The 22,380-nt window shown below is 68.2% G+C and carries 25 protein-coding genes, 1 tRNA gene and 1 pseudogene; 12 read left to right on the forward strand and 15 right to left on the reverse strand.

Annotated features, from left to right (window positions below; translation table 11 throughout):
• Positions 1-99: 99 nt before the first annotated feature.
• Both apaG and metZ read right to left on the reverse strand, forming a co-directional pair.
• Entirely contained in the window at positions 100-564 is a 465-nt protein-coding gene (gene apaG / locus AC1RJ9_RS21505; RefSeq protein ID WP_125158662.1) for a Co2+/Mg2+ efflux protein ApaG, read from the reverse strand.
• On the reverse strand, positions 545-1,729 hold the full coding sequence (gene metZ / locus AC1RJ9_RS21510; protein WP_492839995.1) for an O-succinylhomoserine sulfhydrylase: 1,185 nt from the start codon (positions 1,727-1,729) through the stop codon (positions 545-547). Before metZ ends, apaG begins: the two co-directional genes overlap by 20 nt.
• Before the next feature lie 179 nt (positions 1,730-1,908).
• On the opposite strand from metZ, the gene AC1RJ9_RS21515 reads away from it, so the two are divergent.
• The 6 genes from AC1RJ9_RS21515 to AC1RJ9_RS21540 all read left to right on the forward strand — a co-directional run bounded on the left by AC1RJ9_RS21515 (position 1,909) and on the right by AC1RJ9_RS21540 (position 6,414).
• Entirely contained in the window at positions 1,909-2,937 is a 1,029-nt protein-coding gene (locus tag AC1RJ9_RS21515) for a 2'-deoxycytidine 5'-triphosphate deaminase (RefSeq protein ID WP_492839996.1), read from the forward strand.
• 338 nt (positions 2,938-3,275) lie between these two features.
• Positions 3,276-3,578: a hypothetical protein gene (locus tag AC1RJ9_RS21520; protein ID WP_492839997.1), complete on the forward strand. Its 303-nt coding sequence runs from the start codon at positions 3,276-3,278 to the stop codon at positions 3,576-3,578.
• Between the two features lie 128 nt (positions 3,579-3,706).
• Positions 3,707-4,294 carry a hypothetical protein gene (locus AC1RJ9_RS21525; RefSeq protein WP_492839998.1) on the forward strand — a complete coding sequence of 196 codons (588 nt, stop codon included), beginning with the start codon at positions 3,707-3,709 and terminating at the stop codon, positions 4,292-4,294.
• Entirely contained in the window at positions 4,291-4,485 is a 195-nt protein-coding gene (locus AC1RJ9_RS21530; RefSeq protein WP_099576561.1) for a helix-turn-helix transcriptional regulator, read from the forward strand. Before AC1RJ9_RS21525 ends, AC1RJ9_RS21530 begins: the two co-directional genes overlap by 4 nt.
• A gap of 106 nt (positions 4,486-4,591) precedes the next feature.
• Positions 4,592-5,488, forward strand: a complete 897-nt coding sequence (locus AC1RJ9_RS21535) for an alpha/beta fold hydrolase (protein WP_492839999.1) — start codon at positions 4,592-4,594, stop codon at positions 5,486-5,488.
• Positions 5,489-5,535: 47 nt separating this feature from the next.
• Entirely contained in the window at positions 5,536-6,414 is an 879-nt protein-coding gene (locus tag AC1RJ9_RS21540) for a TraB/GumN family protein (protein WP_492840000.1), read from the forward strand.
• 12 nt (positions 6,415-6,426) lie between these two features.
• Here the strand turns inward: AC1RJ9_RS21540 and AC1RJ9_RS21545 are convergent.
• Positions 6,427-6,501: transfer RNA gene (locus AC1RJ9_RS21545), tRNA-Gly, on the reverse strand.
• Between the two features lie 147 nt (positions 6,502-6,648).
• Here AC1RJ9_RS21545 and AC1RJ9_RS21550 point away from each other — a divergent pair.
• Entirely contained in the window at positions 6,649-7,293 is a 645-nt protein-coding gene (locus tag AC1RJ9_RS21550) for a winged helix-turn-helix domain-containing protein (protein ID WP_492840001.1), read from the forward strand.
• Between the two features lie 53 nt (positions 7,294-7,346).
• On the opposite strand, the gene AC1RJ9_RS21555 is transcribed toward AC1RJ9_RS21550, so the two are convergent.
• Both AC1RJ9_RS21555 and AC1RJ9_RS21560 read right to left on the reverse strand, forming a co-directional pair.
• Entirely contained in the window at positions 7,347-8,183 is an 837-nt protein-coding gene (locus tag AC1RJ9_RS21555; protein WP_492840042.1) for an alpha/beta fold hydrolase, read from the reverse strand.
• Between the two features lie 340 nt (positions 8,184-8,523).
• Entirely contained in the window at positions 8,524-8,862 is a 339-nt protein-coding gene (locus AC1RJ9_RS21560; protein ID WP_492840002.1) for an EF-hand domain-containing protein, read from the reverse strand.
• A gap of 252 nt (positions 8,863-9,114) precedes the next feature.
• Here AC1RJ9_RS21560 and AC1RJ9_RS21565 point away from each other — a divergent pair, with 252 nt between their 5' ends.
• A complete protein-coding gene (locus AC1RJ9_RS21565; protein ID WP_492840003.1) occupies positions 9,115-9,969 on the forward strand; it encodes a DUF6065 family protein in 855 nt (284 codons plus the stop codon).
• 18 nt (positions 9,970-9,987) lie between these two features.
• On the opposite strand, the gene AC1RJ9_RS21570 is transcribed toward AC1RJ9_RS21565, so the two are convergent.
• The 4 genes from AC1RJ9_RS21570 to AC1RJ9_RS21585 form a co-directional block, all read right to left on the reverse strand.
• Complete coding sequence (locus tag AC1RJ9_RS21570; RefSeq protein ID WP_492840004.1) at positions 9,988-10,926, reverse strand: prephenate/arogenate dehydrogenase family protein; 939 nt, start codon at positions 10,924-10,926, stop codon at positions 9,988-9,990.
• A 174-nt stretch (positions 10,927-11,100) separates the two neighbouring features.
• Entirely contained in the window at positions 11,101-12,222 is a 1,122-nt protein-coding gene (gene hisC, locus AC1RJ9_RS21575) for a histidinol-phosphate transaminase (protein ID WP_492840005.1), read from the reverse strand.
• A 29-nt stretch (positions 12,223-12,251) separates the two neighbouring features.
• Positions 12,252-13,052, reverse strand: coding sequence for a chorismate mutase (locus tag AC1RJ9_RS21580; RefSeq protein WP_492840006.1), 801 nt, complete (start codon positions 13,050-13,052; stop codon positions 12,252-12,254).
• Positions 13,053-13,166: 114 nt separating this feature from the next.
• Complete coding sequence (locus tag AC1RJ9_RS21585) at positions 13,167-14,189, reverse strand: DUF2125 domain-containing protein (RefSeq protein ID WP_492840007.1); 1,023 nt, start codon at positions 14,187-14,189, stop codon at positions 13,167-13,169.
• Between the two features lie 29 nt (positions 14,190-14,218).
• On the opposite strand from AC1RJ9_RS21585, the gene AC1RJ9_RS21590 reads away from it, so the two are divergent.
• Together AC1RJ9_RS21590 and AC1RJ9_RS21595 are read left to right on the forward strand one after the other, a co-directional pair.
• Positions 14,219-14,782 carry a gamma-glutamylcyclotransferase gene (locus AC1RJ9_RS21590; RefSeq protein ID WP_492840008.1) on the forward strand — a complete coding sequence of 188 codons (564 nt, stop codon included), beginning with the start codon at positions 14,219-14,221 and terminating at the stop codon, positions 14,780-14,782.
• A 14-nt stretch (positions 14,783-14,796) separates the two neighbouring features.
• Positions 14,797-14,890, forward strand: a pseudogene (locus AC1RJ9_RS21595) (hypothetical protein); the annotation flags it as partial.
• An 11-nt stretch (positions 14,891-14,901) separates the two neighbouring features.
• On the opposite strand, the gene AC1RJ9_RS21600 reads toward AC1RJ9_RS21595, so the two are convergent.
• The 4 genes from AC1RJ9_RS21600 to ftsE are packed head-to-tail and all read right to left on the reverse strand — an operon-like array spanning position 14,902 to position 17,831.
• A complete protein-coding gene (locus AC1RJ9_RS21600) occupies positions 14,902-15,606 on the reverse strand; it encodes a lysophospholipid acyltransferase family protein (RefSeq protein WP_492840009.1) in 705 nt (234 codons plus the stop codon).
• Positions 15,603-16,220 carry a YdcF family protein gene (locus AC1RJ9_RS21605; protein ID WP_492840010.1) on the reverse strand — a complete coding sequence of 206 codons (618 nt, stop codon included), beginning with the start codon at positions 16,218-16,220 and terminating at the stop codon, positions 15,603-15,605. The genes AC1RJ9_RS21600 and AC1RJ9_RS21605 overlap by 4 nt, the downstream gene beginning before the upstream one ends.
• 13 nt (positions 16,221-16,233) lie before the next feature.
• Positions 16,234-17,127 carry a cell division protein FtsX gene (locus AC1RJ9_RS21610; protein ID WP_492840011.1) on the reverse strand — a complete coding sequence of 298 codons (894 nt, stop codon included), beginning with the start codon at positions 17,125-17,127 and terminating at the stop codon, positions 16,234-16,236.
• Positions 17,124-17,831, reverse strand: coding sequence for a cell division ATP-binding protein FtsE (ftsE, locus tag AC1RJ9_RS21615; protein WP_492840012.1), 708 nt, complete (start codon positions 17,829-17,831; stop codon positions 17,124-17,126). Before ftsE ends, AC1RJ9_RS21610 begins: the two co-directional genes overlap by 4 nt.
• 58 nt (positions 17,832-17,889) lie before the next feature.
• Between ftsE and AC1RJ9_RS21620 the strand changes: the two genes are divergently transcribed.
• Together AC1RJ9_RS21620 and AC1RJ9_RS21625 are read left to right on the forward strand one after the other, a co-directional pair.
• Positions 17,890-18,855 carry an MJ0042-type zinc finger domain-containing protein gene (locus AC1RJ9_RS21620; RefSeq protein ID WP_492840013.1) on the forward strand — a complete coding sequence of 322 codons (966 nt, stop codon included), beginning with the start codon at positions 17,890-17,892 and terminating at the stop codon, positions 18,853-18,855.
• Positions 18,794-19,378: a phosphoribosyltransferase gene (locus tag AC1RJ9_RS21625; protein WP_492840014.1), complete on the forward strand. Its 585-nt coding sequence runs from the start codon at positions 18,794-18,796 to the stop codon at positions 19,376-19,378. Before AC1RJ9_RS21620 ends, AC1RJ9_RS21625 begins: the two co-directional genes overlap by 62 nt.
• A 6-nt stretch (positions 19,379-19,384) precedes the next feature.
• On the opposite strand, the gene AC1RJ9_RS21630 is transcribed toward AC1RJ9_RS21625, so the two are convergent.
• Both AC1RJ9_RS21630 and lysA read right to left on the reverse strand, forming a co-directional pair.
• Positions 19,385-20,983 (reverse strand): methyl-accepting chemotaxis protein, encoded by a 1,599-nt coding sequence (locus AC1RJ9_RS21630; protein ID WP_492840043.1) that lies wholly within the window; start codon positions 20,981-20,983, stop codon positions 19,385-19,387.
• A gap of 110 nt (positions 20,984-21,093) precedes the next feature.
• Entirely contained in the window at positions 21,094-22,374 is a 1,281-nt protein-coding gene (lysA, locus tag AC1RJ9_RS21635; protein WP_492840015.1) for a diaminopimelate decarboxylase, read from the reverse strand.
• Between the last annotated feature and the right edge of the window lie 6 nt (positions 22,375-22,380).

Raw genomic sequence — 22,380 nt, forward strand, 5'->3', positions numbered from 1 at the left:
CAAGCCGCGTCGTGCTTCCCCCAAAAAAACCACTCCATTAACGCGTGAAGTGCTCCGGGATGCAATCTATGATTTTTGTGGCGCGACGCGAAACGGCGACTAGTTCAGCTTCGCCGCCGCGCCGGGCAGGTGCAGCGAGAACTCCGGAATCTCGGCCTCGAACACTTCGCCCTGGTCGGTGACCATCTGATAGCTGCCCTTCATCGCGCCGGACGGCGTGGGCAGGGGGCAGTTGGAGACGTAGCGGAAGGCTTCGCGCGGCTTCAGCTCCGGCTGCTCGCCGACCACGCCCGAGCCCTCGACGTCGTTCACGCGGTTGAAGCCGTCGGTGATCGACCAGCGCCGCGAGATCAGGGTCACCGTCTCGGTCCCGTGGTTCTCGATCTCGACCGTGTAGGACCACAGATACAGGCCCTGATCGGGCGAGGATTCCTCGGCCGCGTAGGTCGCGAAGACGCGCACGACGATGTCGCGCGTGCGAGCCTCGTAGGCCGCGCCGTCCTGGCCGCGACGGCGGCGCATCCGCTGCATCGGCGGGGAGGTTTCACGCCTGATCGAGCGCACGGATCACATCTCGCTGAAGGTCGGCCAGGCTTTCCAGGCCCACGGACAGGCGCACGCCGCCCTCGGTCACGCCCAGGGACGGGCGCAGCTCCTCGGGCACTGAACGGTGGGTGGTGGTCGGCGGGTGGGTCGCCATCGATTTGGCGTCGCCCAGATTGTTGGAGATGTCGACGATCTCCAGGGCGTTCAGGAACTTGAAGGCCGCCTCGCGCGAGCCGAGGTCCATGGCGATCACGGTGCCGCCGCCGCTCATCTGCGCCTTGGCGACGTTGTGGCCCGGGTGGTCGGTGCGGAACGGGTAGAGCACCCGCTGCACCTTCTTGTGCTCGGCGATGGTGTTGGACAGGGCCAGGGCGCTGTCGGCCTGGCGGCGGACGCGCAGGTCCAGGGTCTCGAGACCCTTCAGCATCACCCAGGCGTTGAACGGCGACAGCGACGGGCCGGTGTGGCGCAGGCTGTCGCGGTAGAATTCCTCGTTGATCGCCTCGCTGGTCAGGATGGCCCCGCCCAGCACGCGGCCCTGGCCGTCGATGTGCTTGGTGGCCGAGTAGACCACCACGTCGGCGCCCAGTTCCAGCGGCTGCTGGAAGATCGGGGTGGCGAAGACGTTGTCGACGATGACCTTGGCGCCGACCGCGTGGGCCATCTCGGAGACGGCGCGAATGTCGGTGATTTCCAGGACCGGGTTCGAGGGCGTTTCGATCAGCACGGCCTTGGTGCCCGGGCGGATCGCCGCTTCCCATGCCTTCAGGTCGGTGGCGTCGACGAAGGTGGTCTCGACACCGAAGCGCGGCAGCCACTCGCTGATGATCCAGCGGCACGAGCCGAACAGGGCGCGGCCGGCCACCACATGGTCGCCGGCGCGGACCAGGCCCATCAGGGCCGAGTGGATCGAGGCCATGCCGGTGGCCTGGGCGCGGCACACCTCGGCGCCTTCCAGCAGGGCCAGGCGGTCCTCGAACATCTTCACGGTCGGGTTGTTGAACCGCGAATAGACGAAGCCCGGATCCTCGCCGGAGAAGCGGCGGTCGGCGGCCTCGGCGCTGTCGTAGGTGAAGCCCTGCGTCAGATAGAGCGCCTCGGCGGTTTCCATGAACTGCGACCGCGCGATGCCCCCACGGATGAGCTTCGTCGCGACGTCCCAGTCTTTTGGATCCTCGGCCACGGGCCCTGCCTCTCTACGCTTGAAACCGCCGGCATAAGGAGCGGCGAGGGGGTCTTGGTCAAGCCTGAACGCCCCGTCCGCGAGCGGAGAATTGTCACGGGCGAAAATCACATTGTCACAGGCGAACTGGCGTCTCTCCCGCCTTGCCTTTGTGTCGCGGTTTGGCGAGTGTCGCGCCGATGACCGACGCCCACGCCGCAGGGATTCTGCCCTGCCAGACCATCGAGGACCTGATCGTCGAAGAGGCGATCACCTCGGCCACGCCTTTCGACACCGACCAGGTGCAGCCCGCCAGCCTGGACCTGCGGCTGGGCGCGCGCGCCTGGCGCGTCCGCGCCTCGTTCCTGCCGGGCCTGGGCCGCCGGGTGGTGGAGCGTCTGAAGGACGTCGCCATGCACGAGCTGGACCTCACCAAGGGCGCTGTGCTGGAGAAGGGCTGCGTCTACATCGCCGAGCTGCAGGAGAGCCTGGCCTTGCCGGGCAATGTCTCGGCGCGTGGCAATCCCAAGAGCTCGACCGGCCGCGTGGACGTGTTCGTGCGCCTGCTGACCGACCACAGCCGCGCCTTCGACGATGTCGACGCCGGCTATGACGGTCCGCTCTATATGGAGATCGCGCCGCAGACCTTCTCGGTGCTCGTGCGCTCCGGCACGCGACTGAACCAGCTGCGTCTCAAGCGCGGCGAACCGGCCAAGCTGTCGATCAAGAGCGTGGGCGTGGACCTGACGCCGGGCCCGAACGGCCTGGTCGGCTTCCGCGGCCGCCGTCACGCCGGCGTCGTCGACCTGGACCACGAGGACGGCCACGACCCGCGCGACTACTGGGAGCCGCTGGAGGCTCGCCATGGCGAGCTGCTGCTGGATCCGGGCGAGTTCTACATCCTGGCCTCGAAGGAAAACATCGAGATCCCCGTGCTGGAAGCGGCCGAGATGACCCCGATCGATCCTTCGGTCGGCGAGTTCCGCGTCCACTATGCCGGCTTCTTCGACCCCGGCTTCGGCACCGAGGAGGCCCTGGCGACCGGCTCCAAGGGCGTGCTGGAAGTGCGCAGCCACGAGACGCCGTTCCTGCTGGAGGATGGCCAGACCGTGGCGCGGCTGGTCTACGAGCCGCTGACCGCGCGCCCCGTCCGCCTGTATGGCGAGGGCGGCTCGCACTACCAGCGCCAGGGGCTGAAATTGTCCAAGCATTTCAAGGCGTGGAGCTGAGCTTCAGCCCGCTGAGGCGTTAGGTCGCGGGGCGTGTTCACTCGCGCCTTACCAAGCTACCGCTTACCTGAAGGTCCAGTTCTGGTCGGGCCTTGAGTATGTGCGTCGTGTTTGGAAGCGCCTGTCGCGCGAGGTCTGCCGCCGGCCCTTCCGAAGGCGCGCGGCTATGCCGTCCGGAGCCTGCACATGGGTGTCGCAGCCCCGCCGCGCGGCAACGCGCCGCACTACATCTAGTGGACAGTCGGTGCGGTTACACAAATTCTAGTCCTCGTCCTCGCTGGCGGCGACTCACCGAGTCGCTGGGTGGCGAGGCTGGTTAAATCTCCACGGAGGCCATATTGGCCCGCATCGCACATGATCGGTTCCTGATCCTGCAAGGCCGCGTCGAGGCCTGGGAGCGGTGCGCGCGCATCCCTGGCTGCGACAAGGCCGTCTGGCGCCAGGACGCCGGGGGGCGGGTGATCCGCTGGGCCGACTTCGGCGACCGCTTCTCGCGTTACGGCTGGGAGGTGGTCAGTCGTCCGCGCCCCGGCGTGCTGGGCCGCGCCCTGTCGGTCAAGCGCCTGGAGGCCATCCACTGGCGCGGCCTGGCCCGTGACGCGGCGCCGGCCGACCCGTTCCTGGATCGCGAGGCGGCCTGAAGCGCTGCCGAAAGCGTCAGGCGCCACAATCTCTTAGATTGGTGTGCATGACAAAATGACAACTTTCCTTGACACGGGCGTGCCTCGATGTGACAAGTTTGCTTGTCAAATTGAGAGGCGTGCTTGTCATGGATGACCAAACGAAACCGAAATGGCCCAAGTGGGTCCTGTTCTTCGCCGGCGCGGCGGCGCTGTCGGCCATTCCGTTCTGGCTGGCCTTCGCTCGCCCGTTCTCTGGGACGGCGATGCTGGTCGCCATGCTGGCCTGGTTCCTGATCTACATGGCCTATGTCTATGTCGGCTCGTCGCGACTGAAGGCCGGCCAGATCGGTCCCGTCATGAAGCGCTATCGTCGCCGCCTCGCCGTGGCGATGATGACCTACTTCCTGTTCCTGATCAGCTCGCTGAGCCTGCTGCGCGGCGACCACCTCACCGGACCGCTGCTCTGGATCGTGGCCGCCGCGCCGGCGATCCCGATCCTGGGCGTGCTGGTCGTGATGGGCCTCTACCTGAAGGAAGAGCCCGACGAGTTCGAGCGGATGATCCACGTCGAGGCCATGCTGTGGGGCCTGGGCGCGGTCCTGGGCGTCAGCACCGTCTGGGGCTTCCTGGCCAATGCCGAGGTTGTGCCGAAGCCGCCCATTTTCCTGGTCTTTCCGCTGTTCTGCGTGGCCTGGGGCTTCAGCCAGCCTATCATCCGGAGGCGGTACCAATGAAGAACCGCCTGAAGGTCCTCCGCGCTGAACGCGACTGGAGCCAGGCGGACCTCGCCGAAAAGCTCCAGGTCTCCCGCCAGACCATCAACGCCCTGGAGACGGGCAAGTACGATCCGAGCCTGCCGCTGGCCTTCAAGATCGCTCGCCTGTTCGAGCAGCCGATCGAAGCGATCTTCCAGGACGACCTCTGAGCCAAGGCCTCAGAGCCGGCTCCCACCCACCGACTTTCCTTTCCAACCGCGTCCGGCGCCTGAACGCCGGAGCCTTCCGCACGTCCCTGTCCAAGGAGAACACACCATGTGCACGCCCATGCCGCGCTTCCGCTTCTTCGTCATGGTGATGGCCATCATGGCCGCCTGCGGCGTCTTCGGCCGCGCCCACGCCGCCACCCCGTCCGACGGTCGCATCACGGTCGCCGTCACGGGCCAAGGTCCCGACGTCATCCTGATTCCGGGCCTGGCCTCGTCCGGCGCGGTCTGGGACGAGACCGTCAAGCAACTGGCGCCGACCCACCGTGTCCACGTCGTTCAGGTCGCGGGCTTCGCCGGCGCGCCGGTGGCCGGCAACGCCGAAGGGCCGGTCGTCGAGCCCCTGGTCGAGGCGGTCGACGCCTACATCAAGGCCAATCACCTCAAGTCGCCGGCCGTGATCGGCCACTCGATGGGCGGTTTTGCCGGTCTGCTGCTGGTCAGCCGTCACCCGGAGGACGTCAGCCGCCTGCTGATCGTCGACAGCCTGCCCTTCTTCTCGTCGCTGTTCTCGCCGGCCGCCACGGCCGAAGGCATGAAGCCCCAGGCCGCCGCCATGCGCGACGCCACCATCGCCATGAGCGCCGACGCCTTCGCCAGCCAGCAGGCGATGACCCTGCCGCGCATGGTCAAGTCGCCGGACGGCCAGAAGGCCGCCCTGGCCTGGTCGGTCGCCTCGTCGCAATCGGTCGTGGCTCGCGCCCTGTACGACCTGCTGACCACCGACGCCCGGGCCGACCTGCCAGCGATCAAGACCCCGACCACGCTGCTCTATCCCTATGACCCGGCCATGGGCGCGCCGACCGCGGTGATCGACAAGACCTATGCCGACGCCTATGCTGGCCTGCCGGGCGTCGCGCTGAAGCGCATCGACGACAGCCGCCACTTCATCATGTTCGACCAGCCCAAGGCCTTCGCCGACGCGGTCGAGACCTTCTTGAAGTAGGGGGCGGCGCAGTCCAAGCATGGGGCCGACGCATCAGCGGGGGTCCCATGCTTCGTAATCTTCGTCGCGTCGCGGCGAGCTTGATCTCTGTCCTGGCGCTGGGTTTCGCCGGGACCGCCCTGGCCGAGCCGGCGCTGTGGAAGATCCAGGACGCGGACTCCACCATCTATCTGTTCGGCACGATCCATGTGCTGAAGCCCAGTACGGTCTGGCGATCGCCCAGGATCGACAAGGCCCTGAAGGACAGCGGCGACCTGACCCTGGAGATCGTCGGCGCCGACGACCCGGCCGTGATGCAGCCGCTGGTGATGAAATACGGCCTGGATCCGAACCAGCCGCTGTCGGGCAAGATCGACGCGGCCGCCTTCCAGAAAGCCTCGGCCCTGGCCCAGGTGGGCGGGGTGTCGCCGCAACTGCTGAACGCCATGCGGCCCTGGCTGGCGGCGGTGCAGCTCTCGCTGATCCCCGTCATCAAGGCCGGCTACGATCCCAAGAGCGGCGTCGAGCCGATCCTGGCCGCCGAGGTCAAGGCCGCCGGCAAGCCGGAAGGCGCCTTCGAGACGCCGGAGCAGCAGATCCGCTTCTTCGCCGACCTGCCGGTCAAGACCGAGGTGGAGTTCCTGAGCTCGACCCTGGACGAGGCCGACGAGGGCGTCGGCAAGATCGACAAGATGGTCGCCGCCTGGGCCGCCGGCGACACCGCCGAGCTGGAGACCGAATTCGTCACCGAGATGAAGGGCCAGTACCCGGAGCTCTACGACCTCTTGATCACCAAGCGGAACCAGAATTGGGCCGGCCAGCTGAAGACCAAGCTCGCGGGCAAGGGCGTCAGCTTCGTGGCCGTCGGCTCGGGGCACCTGGTGGGGCCCGACAGCGTCCAGGTCCAGCTGGCCAAGCTGGGCGTCAAGGCCGAGCGGGTGGAGTAGGGGGAGGGACTTTGGAGCGGGCGGGGGGAATCGAACCCCCGACATCAAGCTTGGGAAGCTTGCGTTCTACCTCTGAACTACGCCCGCCAAAGGGACGCCCCGTTTAGCCTGGGACGTCCGCCTACTCAAGGCGCCTTCGCGAGGCCTCGGATCCGCACTGGTCAAGATGACCAAATTGCGCCGCACAGTTCGTCTCCTTATCCGCGGTGACACGGATGGGGAGTCGATCGGCGCGTGGAAGTCCTGACGGAAATCTCTAAACAGCCCCGGATGATCTTCGGCGAGGTGACGATCGATGTCGAAAATCGTCGCGTGCGGACCCCCGTGGGCGCCAGCAGCCTGGAGCCGAGGGTCTTCGACCTTCTGCTGACCCTGGTCGAGCGGCCGGGCCTGACCGCTTCGCGCGACCATCTGATCGAGACAGTGTGGGGCCGGGGTGACGGCTCCGACGGGGCCCTCAGCCAGGCCGTGTCCAAGCTGCGCCAGGTCCTGGGCGACGATGACCGCGCGCCGCGCTACATCGAGACGGTGCCCAGGCTCGGCTATCGCTGGATCTTCGAGGAGCCGCCCGAACGCCTGCGCCCGCCCGCCCCGCGCTGGTCGCTGGGACCGGCCTGGGTGGCCGGCGGCGCGGCTCTGGCGATGATGGTCGGCGGCCTGGGCGGGGTCGGCGCCTATGCCTGGGTCCGGGCGGAAGAGCCCGACCATTTCGAGATTCGCAAGATCCGCATGCAGCGCACGGCCGACGGTCGCTGCCTGAGGCAGGTTCAGGTCATTCGCGGCGTGGGCCGACCCACCGAGGCCGACCAGGCTCTGCCACGGCCTTCGTCGCCGGGTTGCGAGCCGCCGCCGATCTCGCGTGAGTTCGTCGAGCGCTAGGCGTGAAAAAGGCGGGCGTTGCAGCGCCCGCCTTCCTCGTCCGCCTTGGCCTATCAGGCCTTGATGAAGGCCAGGATGTCGGGGTTGATCACGTCGGGATGGGTGGTGGCCATGCCGTGCGGGAAGCCCGGATAGGTCTTGAGCGTGCCCTTCTTCAGCAGCTTGATGCCCAGGCGGGCGCTGTCGTCGATCGGGACGATCTGGTCGTCCTCGCCGTGCATCAGGAACACCGGCACGTCGACTTTTTTCATGTCGTCGGTGAAGTCGGTTTCCGAGAAGGCCTTGATGCAGTCGTAGTGGGCCTTGGTTCCGCCCATCATGCCCTGGCGCCACCAGTTCTCGACCGTGGCTTGCGACACCTTCGCGCCCGGGCGGTTGAAGCCATAGAAGGGCCCCGCCGCCACATCGTGGAAGAACTGGGAGCGGTTGGCGATCTGGGCGGCGCGGAAGCCGTCGAACACCTCGATCGGCAGACCGCCCGGATTGGCGGGGGTCTTCAGCATGATCGGCGGCACGGCGCCGATCAGCACGGCCTTGGCGACGCGGCCCGGCTTGGCGCGGGCGACGTAGTGGATCACCTCGCCGCCGCCGGTCGAGTGACCGACGTGGACGGCGTTCTTCAGGTCCAGGTGGTCGGTCAGGGCCGCGACGTCGGCGGCGTAGGTGTCCATCTCGTTGCCGGTGTCGGTCTGGGTCGAGCGGCCGTGGCCGCGGCGGTCATGGGCGATGACGCGGAAACCCTGGCCCAGGAAGAACATCATCTGATTGTCCCAGTCGTCCGCGCTCAGCGGCCAGCCGTGGTGGAACACGATCGGCTGGGCGGTCTTGGGGCCCCAGTCCTTGTAGAAGATCTGCGTGCCGTCCTTGGTGGTGATGAAACCGCTGCTCATGTTCGAAGCTCCTGGAGCGGCCGCCGCGACGGCCGGATTGGCGAGGGTGGGGAGGGCGGTCAGCGCACCGAGCGCCAGCCCGCCGGCAAGCACGCCGCGACGCGATGTTTCGATGGATTCGTTGGCGTCCATGGCTTTGCCCCTCGTGTGGAGACGCCCGCCTGGAGCGGCGCGCCGTCGTTCTGCGAGGCGGACATTGGCCCGGAGGGGCGGGTTGGGATTGGACGGCCTGGACGCGGTTTGAATGTTCATGAGGCTTGTCGGGCAATGCGTGCGCCCGAAATGCAAAACGCCGCCCGGCGGGACCGGGCGGCGTTCGAAAGCATCTTTGCCTGAGCGCTTAGTTGCCTTGCGGCGGGTGGCCTTCCGGCGGCGGGCCGGGAGGCGGGCCGCCTTCCTGCGAGCGGCGGGCGCGCATCTTTTCGAAGGCGACCTTCAGTTCGTCCAGGGTGACCTTGCCGTCGTTGTTGGCGTCGATCATGGCGAAGCGGTCGGCCGGGCGACCCGTGGCGTCCCATTCGGCCTTGTCGACCGCGCCGTCGCTATTGGCGTCCCAGCGCTTGAAGATGTCCTCGGGGGCCGGCATCTGGCGCGGCGGACCTTCTTGGGCCATGGCGACGCCGGCGGCGGCGGCGAGAGCGGTGAGCGAGGCGAGCGCTACGGTGAGCGTGCGGCGCATGGGGGGTGTTTCCTTCCGGGTGATGTCCCTGTTTTGGTCATCGGCCGCGAATATTGCCAGGATGTTTCGGGATTGCGGCCGGACCGGGCCGCGAGCGCCTGGCTGGAACGCGTTCGACGCGACACGAAACTGTCATGCGTGGCCGATAGGCCGAACCTGTCAGATCCGAGGGCGAGAGGCGCCGTCGACGGCCCGACCTTGCGACGAGGCTTCGCCATTCGTGAGGCGGACCGCCAGCTTGCGAGGCGAGATATGAAAAAGCGGCTCAAGGGCTCGGTTCCGGAGCGTTCGCGGACCGCCCCGGTCCGGGCGGCCGAGACCGAGCTGGTCTGCTACGTGCACGAGGGCTGGAAGCCGCGGGTGGAACCGGCCTCGGCCAAGCGCGACTGGATGACCGCCACGCCCGAAAGCTTCGCCTATCGTTGCCTGCCGCTGGCGATCGCCAACGCCCACGGCTGGGTGATGCTGAGCCCGTGCGGCTTCTCCGCCCGTTGGCTGGGCGATGTCGGCACCCATTCGGTGGAGATCGTGCTGGACAAGGGCGCCGACCCCAAGCACGCCCCGGTCTCTCTGTTCGGCAGCGGCACGCTGACCTTTCACGTCGAAGGCATCATGCGCACGTCGGAGGGCTGGAACCTTTGGGTCGGCGGCCCGCCGAACGCCATGAAGGACGGCATCGCGCCGATGGGCGGCGTCATCGAGACCGACTGGTCGCCCTACACCTTCACGATGAACTGGCGCTTCACCCGGCCGGATCACTGGATCCGGTTCGAGGAGAACGAGCCGTTCTGCTTCTTCTTCCCCACGCCGCGCGGCGTGGTCGATGGCTTGAAGCCGGAGCTGCGTCCGATGGAGGACCTGCCCGAGCTTCTGGACTCCTATCATGAATGGAGCCGCTCGCGGGCGGCCTTCCAGGACTGGGTCAGGAGCAACAAGCCCAAAAACCCGGCCGACCAGTGGCAGAAGCTCTACTACCGCGGCCTGCATCCCGACGGTCAGGCCGGGCCGGCCGACCATGAGTCGAAGATCCGGCTGGCCGAGTTCCGGCAGACGGGCTCGCGGCGGGTCTGTCCCGTCGGTCGCAAGGGCGCTCGCAAGCCCGACTGACGCGGCGCCGGTCGGAGGCTAGTGCTTGCCCCGGTCCCGGCCGAAGTTGGGTAGGGCGCTTTCCTGGCCGGCCGCCACGATGCCGCGCCGGATCGCCCGCGTGCGGGTGAAATGCGTATGCAAGGTGTCGGCGTCGCCCCAGCGGATCGCGCGGCTCATGGCCTGCAGGTCCTCGGTGAAGCGGCCCAGCATCTCGAGCACCGCGTCCTTGTTGGCCACGAAGATGTCGCGCCACATGGTCGGGTCGCTGGCGGCGATGCGGGTGAAGTCGCGGAAACCCGAGGCCGAGTACTTGATGACCTCGTTCTCGGTGACGTTCTCGAGATCCGCCGCGCTGCCGACGATCGTGTAGGCGATCAGGTGGGGCAGGTGGGACACCACGGCCAAAACGAGGTCGTGGTGCTTCTCGTCCATCAGCTCGACCTGGGCCCCGAAGGCGCGCCAGAAGGCCGACAGCTTGGCGACCGCCTCGGCGTAATGTTCGTCATCGCTGTCGAGCGGCGTCAGGATCGTCCAGCGGCCTTCGAACAGTTCGGCAAAGCCTGAATCCGGGCCCGACTGCTCGGTGCCGGCGATCGGGTGGCCGGGGATGGCGTAGATCTTCGAGAGATCCTGGGCGCGGAAGGCCTCGGCGACATTGGCCTTGGTCGAGCCGACGTCGGTCAGGGTCGCGCCGGGCTTCATGGCCGGGATGATCTCGGCGGCCAGGCCGGGGATCGACAGCACCGGGGTGGCGATGACCACCAGGTCGGCGTCCTTGACCGCTTCGGCGATGTCGCCGGTGACATGCTCGGCGATGCCCAGTTCGACGACACGGGTGCGGTTGGCCTCGCTGGCGTCGGCCACGGTGACCTCGCCGACGACGCCGTGCTGGCGCGCCGCGCGGATCACCGAGCCGCCGATCAGGCCGCAGCCGATGACGGTGAGCTTGGGATAGAGAAGACCGGGGCTAGACATGGACAAAGCTCACTTCAAACCGTTCCCCAGTCCGTTCTTCCCGGCGAAGGCCGGGACCCAGATTCATCCGGAGCGGCTGGGGATGACGCGCCATCCGACCACGCTCACCAAAAGGGCGTTCGTGGGTTCGATCTGGGCCCCGGCTTTCGCCGGGGAGAGCGGAAAAACAAGGAGTCACCGCCCCATGAACTCGCTCAGCAGATCCACGACCGCCCGGTTCTGCTCTTCCAGGCCGATGGTGATCCGGATCGCGTCGGGCAGGCCGTAGTTGGCCACGGCGCGGACCAGATATCCCTTCGACGCCAGGAAGGCCTCGGCCTCGCGGGCGGTCTTGCCCGGCGTGGCCGGGAAGGTGGCCAGGACGAAGTTGGCCGCCGACGGCGTCACCTCCAGGCCCAGGCCGCTCAGCTGCTGGGCCAGCCACGGACGCCACCGCTCGACGAGCGCGAGCGAGCGGGCCTGGAACTCGTCGTCGAACAGGGCCGCCACGGCCGCTTCCTGGCCGGGGATCGAGGTGTTGAACGGCGGGCGGATGCGCTCGATCGGCTCGATGATGTGCGTCGGCGCATAGCCCCAGCCCACGCGCAGGGCGGCCAGGCCGTGCAGCTTCGAGAAGGTGCGCGTGACGATCACGTTCTCGGCGGCGCGGGCCAGGTCGAGGCCGTCCTCGAAGCGCGGATCGCTGCAGAATTCCGAATAGGCGCCGTCCAGCACCAGGATCACCGACGGCGGCAGGGCCGCGTGCAGGGCGCGGATTTCCTCGCCCGTCAGCCAGGTGCCGGTCGGGTTGGCGGGATTGGCGATGAATACGAGACGCGTGCGCTCGTCGACGCACTTGACCGTCTCGTCGATGTCGATGCGGTGGTTGATCTCCTTGGCCATCCGCACCTGCGCCTGGCAGGCGCGGGCCCCGATGGCGTAGGCGGCGAAGCCGTGCTCGCCCTGGACGATGTTGTCGCCGGGCTCGAGATAGACCTGGCACAGCAGGGCGAAGATCTCGTCGCTGCCGTCGCCGAAGGTCAGGCGCTCGGGTTCCAGCTTGAAGCGCTCGGCCACGGCGGCGCGCAGGATATTGGCCTTGCCGTCCGGATAGATGTGCATCCGGTCAACCGCGTCGCGATAGGCCTGCTTGGCCTTGTCGCTGCTGCCCAGGATGTTCTCGTTGCTCGACAGCTTGATGGGGTGCTCGACGCCCTCGATCTTCGACTTGCCGCCGACATAGGCGTGGATGTCCATGATCCCGGGCTTGGGAACGGGACGGGGCGCGGCGAAGCGATCGGTGGGGGCGGCGGTCATCGGATACTCAGTCTAGAGACGGGCGTCTCTTACACGTCGAACTGTTCGGGCGCAGCCCCGATGACGCCGGTCAGTTGACCCGGCGCGCGGGCCAGGCGCTCGTCGTCGGTCTGGAAGAAGCCCGAAAGCGAGAACAGCTTCAGGCCGCCGGCCTCGGCGACCTGCTCGGCGGCGACGCCGTCCTTGCTGAGCGCGTCGACGATGGCGGCCGCGCTCTTGGCCGAGTCGGTCACCCAGAAGGTCTGGTCGTGGCCGGTGGGCTCGACCTCGACCTCGGCCACGGCCAGGGCGGCTTGCGGTCCCCAGGTGGCCAGGCAGGGCAGGGCGGCGAACACCTTCAGCTTCGGCTCGGCCAGCAGGCGGCCCCACCAAGGCGTGTCGGACGCCAGCGGCATGACGGCGACGCCCCACGGGGCGCGGGCCACGGCCAGGGCGTCCTGGGCGGTGGGGACGATCGACAGGCGCGGGGCGGTCCCGAAGCGCAGGCGGGTCAGCTCGACGGCGCGGGCCGGTTCGCGGCCGCCGAACACGGCCAGCTGATAGGGACCTTGGCGCGCCAGATTGTCGGCCATGATCTCGCGCCAGATGCGGATGACCAGGGCGTTGGAGGCGCCGGTGCGGGGCGCTTCCAGAAGCTTGCGGACAATCTGGGCCTCGCGGCCGGGGCGCAGGCCAAAGCCCGTGTCGCCGGAAGCGCGCTTGGCGGCCGCGACGGCGCTGGCCAGGCCGGCGCGCTCGTCGAGCAGCTTCAACAATTCACCGTCGATGGCGTCCAGTCGCCATCGGACCTCTTCGAGAGACGGTGTGGCGTCCGTCGCGTCGCTGCCCATGTTCTTCCCCGAAATTGGAGGGCGGACCATAGTCTTTGCCGCCGAACACGCAATAGCCAGCCCTGTTGGGGAAGAAAATTGCGCGCTCAGCGATCAGTGATCCATCATTCGGGTTCAGTACACCTTCGGCGCGGGGCCCGTATCGATCACGCCCAGGAAGGTGCGGCCGTTCTGGAACCTAAGGTCCGCTTCGATCACCGGCTCCTGGCCGGCGGCCTGGGCGACGGCGGCCAGGGCCTGTTCCGGCGTCTTGATCGGCTGGCCGGGGGGCGCGCGTTCCTTCAGCGCCACGCTCAGCGACCCGGTCACCGCGCCATCGGCGTCGACCGACAGCACGCCGGACTTGGCCTTGCCCTCGGCGTCACCGGCCAGCAGTTGGCTCTGCTGGACGCTGATCTGGCCGCCGGCCTCGCTCCAGCGCTTGACGGCCGCCTCCCAGTTGCGGCCGCGCAGGTACGAGACGTGCGACAGACGGGTCTCCAGGATCATCGAGGCGGTCTTGTCCTGGGCCAGGCGGCCCAGCAAACCGGTGAAGGCGGTCTTGGCGCCGTCGGCCTTGAAGAAGATCGCCCCCTGGTCGTCGGGACCGCCGCGAGTGTGCAGCTGCATGTTGTCGGCCGAGACCAGCTGGAACGGCTTGGTCCCCGGGGCGGGGACGAAGGTCAGCTTGGCGCCCTCGACCGAGATGCGCGGCGGGTATTCGGTGACATGCGAGATGCTGGCGCGCAGGGCCTGGCCGGTGATGGTCACGTCGCCGGCCTCGGGACGGGTCAGCACCACGCCTTGGGGCGCGACGAGCACCCAGTGGGTCAGGTCATAGATCTCGGCCTCGCCCTTCAGCACCGGCGCGCGGACGGCCCAGCCGGTCGGCTCTGCCATGCGGGCGTTCGTCAGGTCGACGTTCATGCGGAACGGGAAACCGTGGAAGGTGCGGGCGCTCCACGACAGGTCATAGCCGCGCGACTTCAGGTCGGCCGACTGGGCGTCCATCCGCTGCTCGGCCTGACCGCGCAGCCAGAACCAGCCATAGCTCCAGCCGCCCGCGATGACGGCGGCGAGAATGAAAGGCGTGAACAGACGGCTGCGCCGAGCCTTCTGGGGGGCTTTGCGGGACGGGCGGGCGTCGGTATGGGTCATGTATAGGGCGCGTCCAGTCAGGATCGGGAATGGGTTTGGCAGGCGACAGTGAAGATCGCTGGGTGTTCGGATACGGATCGCTCATGTGGCGGCCCGGGTTCCCGTTCATAGACCGAAGAACGGCCGTGCTCCACGGTCGCCGGCGGGCCTTTTGCATCTATTCCGTCCATCATCGCGGCACCTATGAGCGGCCGGGCCTTGTGCTGGGCCTGGCTCCCGGCGGGGCGGTGCGCGGCATGGCCTACCGGGTGGCGGCTGGCGAATGGGAAGCGGTCTACGCCTATCTGCGCGAACGCGAGCAGCCGACCGAGACCTATTTCGAGACCTGGCGCGACGTGAAGATCGACAATGGGCCAGAGGGGGGCGAGAAGACGCCGGCGCTGGTCTTCCTGTCGGACATGAAGCACGCCCAGTGGGCCGGAGCCTTGACCCTGGAGCAGCAGGCCCAGCTGATCGCGGGCGCCAAGGGTCTGTCGGGCCGCAACATCGACTACCTCTCCGACCTCGTCCTGCACCTGCGCGAGGATGGGGTGCGCGACGGGACGATGGAGAAGCTGCTGAAGATGGTCGAGGCGATCGAGCCGGTCCGCTAGAGTCGTGGACCGAAATCCTCGTCCTTCGACAGGCTCAGGATGAGGATTTCTACTGGAACCGCCATCGACAATAGCCCTCATCCTGAGCTTGTCGAAGGACGAGGGCGGGAGCGCGGCGGTTAAATTCCGCTGTCCTCCAGCGCCTTGGTCGCGGTGTCGATGCGGGTCTGCAGCTCGCGCATGAATTCGCCGCGCTTCAGGCCGGCGGGGATCGGTTCGAGGTAGTCGAAGACGATCGTGCCCGGCTTGACGACGAAGCCCTTGTTCCAGTGGCTGCCGCAGTTCAGGGCGAGCGGCGTGACCGGCATCTCCAGTTCGCGATAGAGCGCGGCGATGCCAGGCTTGTACTCGCCGGGGTGGCCGGGGAGGCCGCGGGTGCCTTCTGGGAAGATCACGATCTGGCGGCTTTCCGTCATGCGCTCGACGGAGTCGCGGACCAGCTTCTTCAGCGCCGTCGAATGGCCAGCGCGGTCGACCACGATCATGCCCGCCTTCATCCCGTGCCAGCCGAACAGCGGCACCATCAGGAGTTCCTTCTTCATCACGAAGCAGGCGTCGGGCAGCAGGGCGAACTGACTGAAGACGTCGAACATCGACTGGTGCTTGGCCGCGACCAGGGCCGCGTCGGTCGGACGCTGACCGCGCACCTCGACCCTGACATCGGCCAGCCAGCGCAGGCTCCAGATCAGGCCCTTGGCCCAGGTCTTCAGCGACCAGGTGTTGGCCTGCCGGGGCAGCGGATAGGTCACGATCATGCCCACGGCCCAGACGATGGACCACAGCCAGAAGAACAGCTGGAACAGGAACGAACGCAGATAGATCAAGACGCTTCCTTCGCGGCCGGGGCGGCCTTTTCTTTCGGTCCCAGGCCTAGAAACGCTTCACGGCCCAGGATCGCCAGGTACTTGCAGTATTCCACGATCATCCGCCGGGCGCTGATGCTGGTCTTCCACCAGCGGTGGGCGTTGAGATCGGTCTTGACCGGATAGGCATAGAGCTCGACGTTCGGCATGGCGGCCCGCAGCTCCAGCATCGAGCGCGGCATATGATAGTCGGCCGTGACCACGATCAGGCTCTTATAGCCCTTGGACTTGGCCCACTCGGCCGTCTCGCGGGCGTTGCCGACGGTGTTGGCGGCGGCGAAGCCTAAGTCCACGCAACAGTCATAGATCGGCTTGACCGCCTTGGTCACCGTCTGGACATCGGCGCGGGTGGCTTCGCGGTTGACGCCGGAGATCAGCAGACGCTGGCCCTTGCCCTCCTCCAGCAGCTTGGTGGCGGCTTCCAGGCGCAGGGTCGAGGCGCCGGTCAGGGCCACGACGCCGTCGGCGACCGGCGGCTCCTTGGCGGGGGTCGACTGGTCCACCCGGCCGGTGAAGGCCAGCAGGCCCAGGCCCCAGATCATCAGCGCGATCAGCAGCGCGGCGAGCGTCTTCATGACGTTTGGGTCTTCACGGCATCTCCCCCACGATGCGCGACGCCGCCAGGCGGGCCGAGAGCCCGGCGATCAGGGCCGCGACCACCGGAGCGGGCAGGGCGGCGACCAGATCGATCCAGGCCAAGGGCAGGACCGGCGCAACCCCCGCGCCGCCGCCGAAGTAGCGCGCAACGACGCCGATGATGGCCGCGCCCGCTCCGCCCAGCAAGCCCGCCAGCGCGCCCATGGTCGCGAAACGGTTCTGGAACAGGCTGGCGATGAAGCCCTGCTCGGCCCCGGAGAAGTGCAGCACCTCGATCACGTCGCGGCGGGCGGCCAGGCCCGCGCGGGTGGCGAAGGCGATGACGGCGGCCGTGGCGGCGGCGATCAGGGCGAAGACGCCCAGGGCCGCCAGGCGCGCCAGGTCGGCGGCGCGCTCGATGTCGGCGATCCAGCGGCTGTGGTCGTCCACCGTGGCGTCGATGCCGGCCGAGCGCAGGGCCTTGTCCAGCACCTGGGCGGTCGGCGGGGCCTTGGGATCGAGCTCGAGCGTGACGAGACGCGGTGTCGGCAGCTCGTCGACCAGGGCCTCCTTGCCGATCCAGGGCGCGAGCAAGGCCTCTGCCTTCTCGCGCGGCAGGGCCTGGGCCTCGGCCACGCCCCTGACCCCGGCCAGGGTCTCGGCGGCGCGGGCCGCGGCGCTGTCGGGCGTCTCGTTGGCGCGGGCGCGGACCACCACGGTGGCCGAGTTGACCAGTTGCGAGGTCCAGCCGTGGGCGGCGCGATTGGCGGCCAGGGCGGCGAAAGCGGTCAGGCAGGCCAGGAAGCAAAGCACCGCCACCACGAACACCAAAGCCCCGTCGCGAGCGTCGCGCGGCGGCAGCAGCGGCCCCGGCTTCCAGCGGGCGACCTGGAAGAACTCGCTCATGACTGGCCTCCCACATCGACCAGGCGACCGTGTTCGAGGTGCAGGGTCGGGCGGCCGGCGCGGGCCACCAGATCCTCGTCGTGGGTGGCGATCAGCACCGTGGTGCCCAGGCGGTTCAGCTCGACGAACAGGCGCAACAGGCGCAGCGACATGGCCGGGTCGACATTGCCTGTCGGCTCGTCGGCCAGCAAGACGTCGGGGCGATCGACCACGGCGCGAGCGATGGCCAAGCGCTGCTTCTCGCCGCCGGACAGGGTGGCGGGAAGCGCATGCATGCGTTCCCCAAGTCCCACCCAGGTCAGCAGTTCGGCGACATCCTCGCGGTAGGTGGCCGGCTTGCGCTTGAGGATACGCAGGGGCAGGGCGGCGTTGTCGAACACCGACAGGTGCTCCAGCAGCCGGAATTCCTGGAACACCACCCCGATCCGGCGACGCAGGAATGGCAGGTCCGAGGTATGGGTGAGGCTGACATCGCGCCCGAAAAGCTCGACGCGACCCCGTGACGCACGGTGCGCCAGATAGATCAGCTTGAGCAGGGAGCTCTTGCCCGCGCCCGACGCGCCGGTCAGGAAATGGAATGAGCCCGGAGCCAGGGAGAAGCTGATATCCCTCAGGGTTTCCGGCGCGCGGCCGTAACGCATCGAGACGCCATCGAACCGGACCACCGGAAGGGCGTCATCGCCCTGTTCTGTGTCGATCCGCAAGGCGCGTCACTTGGGTTTCTGGACATCAGGGTTAAAATCAGCGACCCCCTTAAGGTATGTGGGGAGCGTTCGATTCGCGGCCATGATACTGACCTGTCCGGAGTGCGCCAGCCGCTATTTCGTCGACGACTCCAAGGTCGGCGCGGCTGGTCGCGTCGTGCGTTGCGCTTCGTGTGGTCACCGCTGGAACGCGCGCAACGAAACCGCTGACGACCTGTTCGACGAGCCCGAAGCGCCGACGCTGGCCAGCCAGGCCGAGGGCGCCGAGCAGACCGCTGAAACCGTGGCCGAGGGCGCGGGGGCCGACGCCGAGGAACCGCCGGTCAGCGCCCTGCCGGGCGAGGAGCTTCCCAAGGTCTTCCGGGCTCGCGCCGACGCCGAGCGTCGCCTGCGCGAAGCCACCGCCACCGGCGTCATCTGGGCCGGCATGGCCGCCGCCATGGCGGTGGTCGTGGTCGCCGCCCTGATCTTCCGCATCGATGTGGTCAAGATCCTGCCGGGGTCGGCCGGCGCCTACGCCGCCGTCGGCCTGCCGGTGAACACCATCGGCCTGGTGATCGACCGCGGCAGCATCAAGGCTCAGCCCGTGATGCTGGATGGTCACGCGGCCGTGACCATCACCGGCTCGATCCGCAACATCACCGAACATGAAGTGCTGGCCCCGCCACTGCGGGTCGAGCTGCTGAACAAGCAGGAAAAGCGCGTGGCCGGCCAGCTGGCCGCCGCCGCCGACGCCAAGATCCCGCCGGGCGAGGTGCGCCACTTCTCGATCACCTTCCTGAATCCGCCTCGCACGGCCAAGGACTTGCAGATCGGCTTCGCCACCGAAGCCGGCGCGGCCAAGGCGGTGAAAGCGGCTCTCCACAAGCCCGAAGGCCACGGCGGCGAGCCCCAATTGGACCTGCGCGGCGCTCAGGACGCCCCCGTCGAACACGAAGCGGCTGGACAGGAACCCCCGGTACATGAGAGCGGGGACGAAACTCCTCCCCCAGCAGACTCTCATGAACCCGCCCACCATGAATGACACCAAACAGCCCGAAGTCCTGATCTCGGAAGCCGAGATCGCCGAGCGGGTTCAGAAGCTGGCGGAAGCCATCGCGCCGCGCATCGACAACGACACCGTCGTGATCTGCTTGCTGACCGGCGGTCTCTGGTTCGCCGCCGACCTCACACGCGCCCTCTACAAGGCCGGCCGCGATGTGCGTTTCGACGCCCTGTGGCTGGCCTCCTATCACGACGAGCGCAAGAGCACGGGCCGCTGCGAGGTCCGCGCCGACCTGCAACGCCCGCTGGTCGGCCGCCGCGCCCTGGTCGTCGACGATGTGTTCGACACGGGCCTGTCGCTGTCGGAAGCCGCCCGTCTGGTCAAGGACGCCGGGGCCAGCGAAGTGCTGACCGCCGTCTTCGCCCGCAAGCCCTGGCCCAAGGATCGCGGCATGGAGCCCGACTTCGTCGCCTGGGAAGCGCCCGCGCGCTACCTGGTCGGCTACGGCCTCGACGACGAGGGCAAGAGCCGCGGCCTGCCGTACATCGGCGCCCTGGACTAGAGGCCCTTAGGCCGCGCGCTGCGGGCGCGCCGCCGGCTTTTTGTCGATTTCGAACAGGTCGACCCGTTTGGCCAGTTCCTGCGTCTCGTTGTGCAGCGCATGGGCGGCGGCGGTGGTCTCCTCGACCATGGCCGCGTTCTGCTGCACGACCCGGTCCATCTCGCCCATCGTCGCGTTGACCTCGCCCAGGCCCAGTGCCTGATCGTGGGCGGAGGCGGCGATGGCCTTGACCTGAGCGTCGATCTCGGCGACGCGGGCGATGATCCGCTGCAGCGCTTCGCGGGTGCGGCCCACGCGCTCGACGCCGGCGCTGACCTGTTGGCCCGAGACGTTGATCAGGTCCTTGATCTCCTTGGCCGCGCTCGCCGAGCGTTGGGCCAGGGCCCGGACTTCCTGGGCCACGACCGCGAACCCGCGCCCGGCCTCGCCGGCGCGAGCGGCCTCGACGCCGGCGTTCAGGGCCAGCAGGTTGGTCTGGAAGGCGATCTCGTCGATGACGCCGATGATCTTGCCGATCTGGCCAGACGAGTTTTCGATCAGGGTCATGGCCTCGACGGCCTCGCTGACCACGGGATCCGAGCTTTCGGCTTCCTGGCGAGCCGAGGCCGCGGCGGCGTTGGCCTGGCTGGCGCTGTCGGCGGTGCTGCTGACCGCGATGGTGATCTCGCCCAGGGCGGCCGTGGTCTGAACCAGGCTGGCGGCCTGGTGCTCGGTGCGACGGGCCAGTTCGTCAGAGGCGCGCGACATGTCCGCGACCCCGGCGGTCATGCTGGCGGCGTTGCCGGCGATCTCGCGCATGGCGGCCTGCAGGCGCGACAGGGCGTCGTTGAAGTCGGCGCGTAGCGGCTCGTAGCGGGCGGCGAAGGCCTGTTCCAGCCGCCAGGTCAGGTTGCCGCGCGACAAGTGACCCAGCGCCGTGGCCAGTTCCTCGACGACCTGGGTCTGCTCGGCTTCCAGAGCGGCCTTCTGGCGAGCCTGTTCGGCATTGGCCATATCGCGAGCGTTGCGCTGGGCCTCGGCCTCGGCGTTGGCGGCGTCGGCGCGCGAAGCCGCGTCCAGCGCCTTGTCGGTACGAGCGGTGACGGTGACGAACAGCCGCGACACGCCGGCGGTCAGCCAGATCAGCGACCAGGACGTGGCGAGGGTGACACCGGCGTCGAAGGCCAGGCGCAGGGGCGTGACCTCGCCGCTCATGAGGACGTGTGGAGCGATCGCGGCCATGGACAGCTCGATCCCCACCACGGTGGCCGCGCCCACGGCGACGGCGCGCCAGTCGCCATAGGCGACGAGCAGGGCCAGGGCGGCGAGGTAGGCCATGCGGGCGTCGGCTTGAAGGGGATGGCCGGAAAATGCGGCGATGAACAGGCTGACCTGGCCCATCAAGGTCAACGCGGTCGAGATTCGCTGAGCGGCGTTGTCGCGCCAGATCGCCCAGCCGCCCCAGGCCAGGGCCGCCAGCAGCACCGAGCCGCCAGCCAGCGGCGGGACCGGGCGACCCGCCATCATCGCGGCGGCCGGGGTGATCAGCACCAGCGCCCCGATACAGGCCAGCACCAGATAGCCGCCGAGCTTCCGTTGAGCTTCGATACTGTCGAATTCAATCAGGTTGCCCACCGCCGAGCTCCACTGTTCCCCGAGACTGGACCACTGTTACGGCGCCGATGGTTAATCCCTTGTGGCGGTAGGGCTATTTTTTGAGGTTTCCGTAGGACTACCTAGACCCAGTCCGGGACGAGGTCGCGCGCCAGCATTTCCTCATAGGTCGGGCGCTTGCGGATCACCGCGTAGCGGTCGCCGTCGACCAGAACCTCAGGGACCAGCGGCCGGGTGTTGTACTCGCTGGCCATGGCCGAGCCATAGGCGCCGGCCGACATGAAGGCCACCAGATCCCCCGCGCCGAACGGCGGCAGGGCGCGATCGCGGGTGAAGGTGTCGCCCGTCTCGCAGACCGGACCGACCACGTCATAGACCGTCTCGGTCCCTTGCGGGTCCTTGGCGCGCTTGATCACCGGCCGAATGTCGTGGAAGGCGTCGTACATGGCCGGACGGATCAGGTCGTTCATGGCCGCGTCGATGACCAGGAACTTGCGGCCTTCCGGACGCTCGTGGACATGGATCACCTCCGAGACCAGCACGCCGGCGTTGGCGGCGATGACCCGGCCGGGTTCGAAGGCCAGCTTGACGGGAAGGCCCTTGGTGACCTCGCCGACCATCGCGCCGAACTCCGCCGGCGAGGGCGGCGCGGGGCTGTTGAAATATGGCACGCCCAGGCCGCCGCCCAGGTCCAGGCGCTCGACCGACAGGCCTTCACCCAGCAGTTGTTCGACCAGGCCCCGCATCTTGGTGAAGGCCGCGCGCATGGGCGTCAGGTCGGTGATCTGGCTGCCGATGTGGCAGGCCACGCCGACGGGTTCGAGATTGGCGTTGTTGCTGGCGTTGGCGTAGAGGCGCGCCGCCTCGGCGAACGAGACGCCGAACTTGTTCTCGGACTTACCGGTGGCGATCTTGGCGTGACCGCCGGCCGCGACGTCGGGATTGACCCGGAAGGCGATCTTGGCGCGAACGCCCAGCTCGGCCGCGACCTGAGCGATCAGGTTCATCTCCGGTTCGGATTCGACGTTGATCTCGGCGACGCCGACCTTGAGAGCGAACGCGATCTCGCGACGAGTCTTGCCGACGCCGGAGAAGACGATGCGCTCGGCCGGGATGCCGGCGGCCAGGGCGCGGCGGACCTCGCCCTCCGAGACCGTATCGGCCCCGGCGCCCAGATCGCCCAGAACCTTCAGCACCGCGACGTTGGAATTGGCCTTCACGGCGTAGGCGACCAGCGGGTCGACCACGCCGCCGGCGATCAGGGCGTCGCGGAACACGGTGAAGTGCCGCTCCAGCGTGGCGCGGCTGTAGACATAGACGGGCGTGCCGACCTCGGCCGCGATCCTGGCCAGGGGCACGCCTTCACAGGCCAGGCCCTCGGGGCCGTACTCGAAGTGGTTCAACGGAAT

This window comes from Caulobacter sp. GW822-FHT07D08, from assembly GCF_058798735.1.

Bases quoted from the DNA above. Each gene is read 5' to 3' on its own strand.
- AC1RJ9_RS21565 (WP_492840003.1), top strand. From the start codon at position 9,115: ATGAAAAAGCGGCTCAAGGGCTCGGTTCCGGAGCGTTCGCGGACCGCC.
- AC1RJ9_RS21610 (WP_492840011.1), bottom strand. From the start codon at position 17,127: ATGAGCGAGTTCTTCCAGGTCGCCCGCTGGAAGCCGGGGCCGCTGCTG.
- AC1RJ9_RS21555 (WP_492840042.1), bottom strand. From the start codon at position 8,183: ATGAGCAGCGGTTTCATCACCACCAAGGACGGCACGCAGATCTTCTAC.
- AC1RJ9_RS21590 (WP_492840008.1), top strand. From the start codon at position 14,219: ATGGGTTTGGCAGGCGACAGTGAAGATCGCTGGGTGTTCGGATACGGA.
- AC1RJ9_RS21580 (WP_492840006.1), bottom strand. From the start codon at position 13,052: ATGGGCAGCGACGCGACGGACGCCACACCGTCTCTCGAAGAGGTCCGA.
- AC1RJ9_RS21570 (WP_492840004.1), bottom strand. From the start codon at position 10,926: ATGTCTAGCCCCGGTCTTCTCTATCCCAAGCTCACCGTCATCGGCTGC.
- AC1RJ9_RS21625 (WP_492840014.1), top strand. From the start codon at position 18,794: ATGAGAGCGGGGACGAAACTCCTCCCCCAGCAGACTCTCATGAACCCG.
- AC1RJ9_RS21535 (WP_492839999.1), top strand. From the start codon at position 4,592: ATGTGCACGCCCATGCCGCGCTTCCGCTTCTTCGTCATGGTGATGGCC.
- hisC (WP_492840005.1), bottom strand. From the start codon at position 12,222: ATGACCGCCGCCCCCACCGATCGCTTCGCCGCGCCCCGTCCCGTTCCC.
- AC1RJ9_RS21605 (WP_492840010.1), bottom strand. From the start codon at position 16,220: ATGAAGACGCTCGCCGCGCTGCTGATCGCGCTGATGATCTGGGGCCTG.
- AC1RJ9_RS21585 (WP_492840007.1), bottom strand. From the start codon at position 14,189: ATGACCCATACCGACGCCCGCCCGTCCCGCAAAGCCCCCCAGAAGGCT.
- AC1RJ9_RS21560 (WP_492840002.1), bottom strand. From the start codon at position 8,862: ATGCGCCGCACGCTCACCGTAGCGCTCGCCTCGCTCACCGCTCTCGCC.
- AC1RJ9_RS21515 (WP_492839996.1), top strand. From the start codon at position 1,909: ATGACCGACGCCCACGCCGCAGGGATTCTGCCCTGCCAGACCATCGAG.
- AC1RJ9_RS21530 (WP_099576561.1), top strand. From the start codon at position 4,291: ATGAAGAACCGCCTGAAGGTCCTCCGCGCTGAACGCGACTGGAGCCAG.
- AC1RJ9_RS21540 (WP_492840000.1), top strand. From the start codon at position 5,536: ATGCTTCGTAATCTTCGTCGCGTCGCGGCGAGCTTGATCTCTGTCCTG.
- AC1RJ9_RS21525 (WP_492839998.1), top strand. From the start codon at position 3,707: ATGGATGACCAAACGAAACCGAAATGGCCCAAGTGGGTCCTGTTCTTC.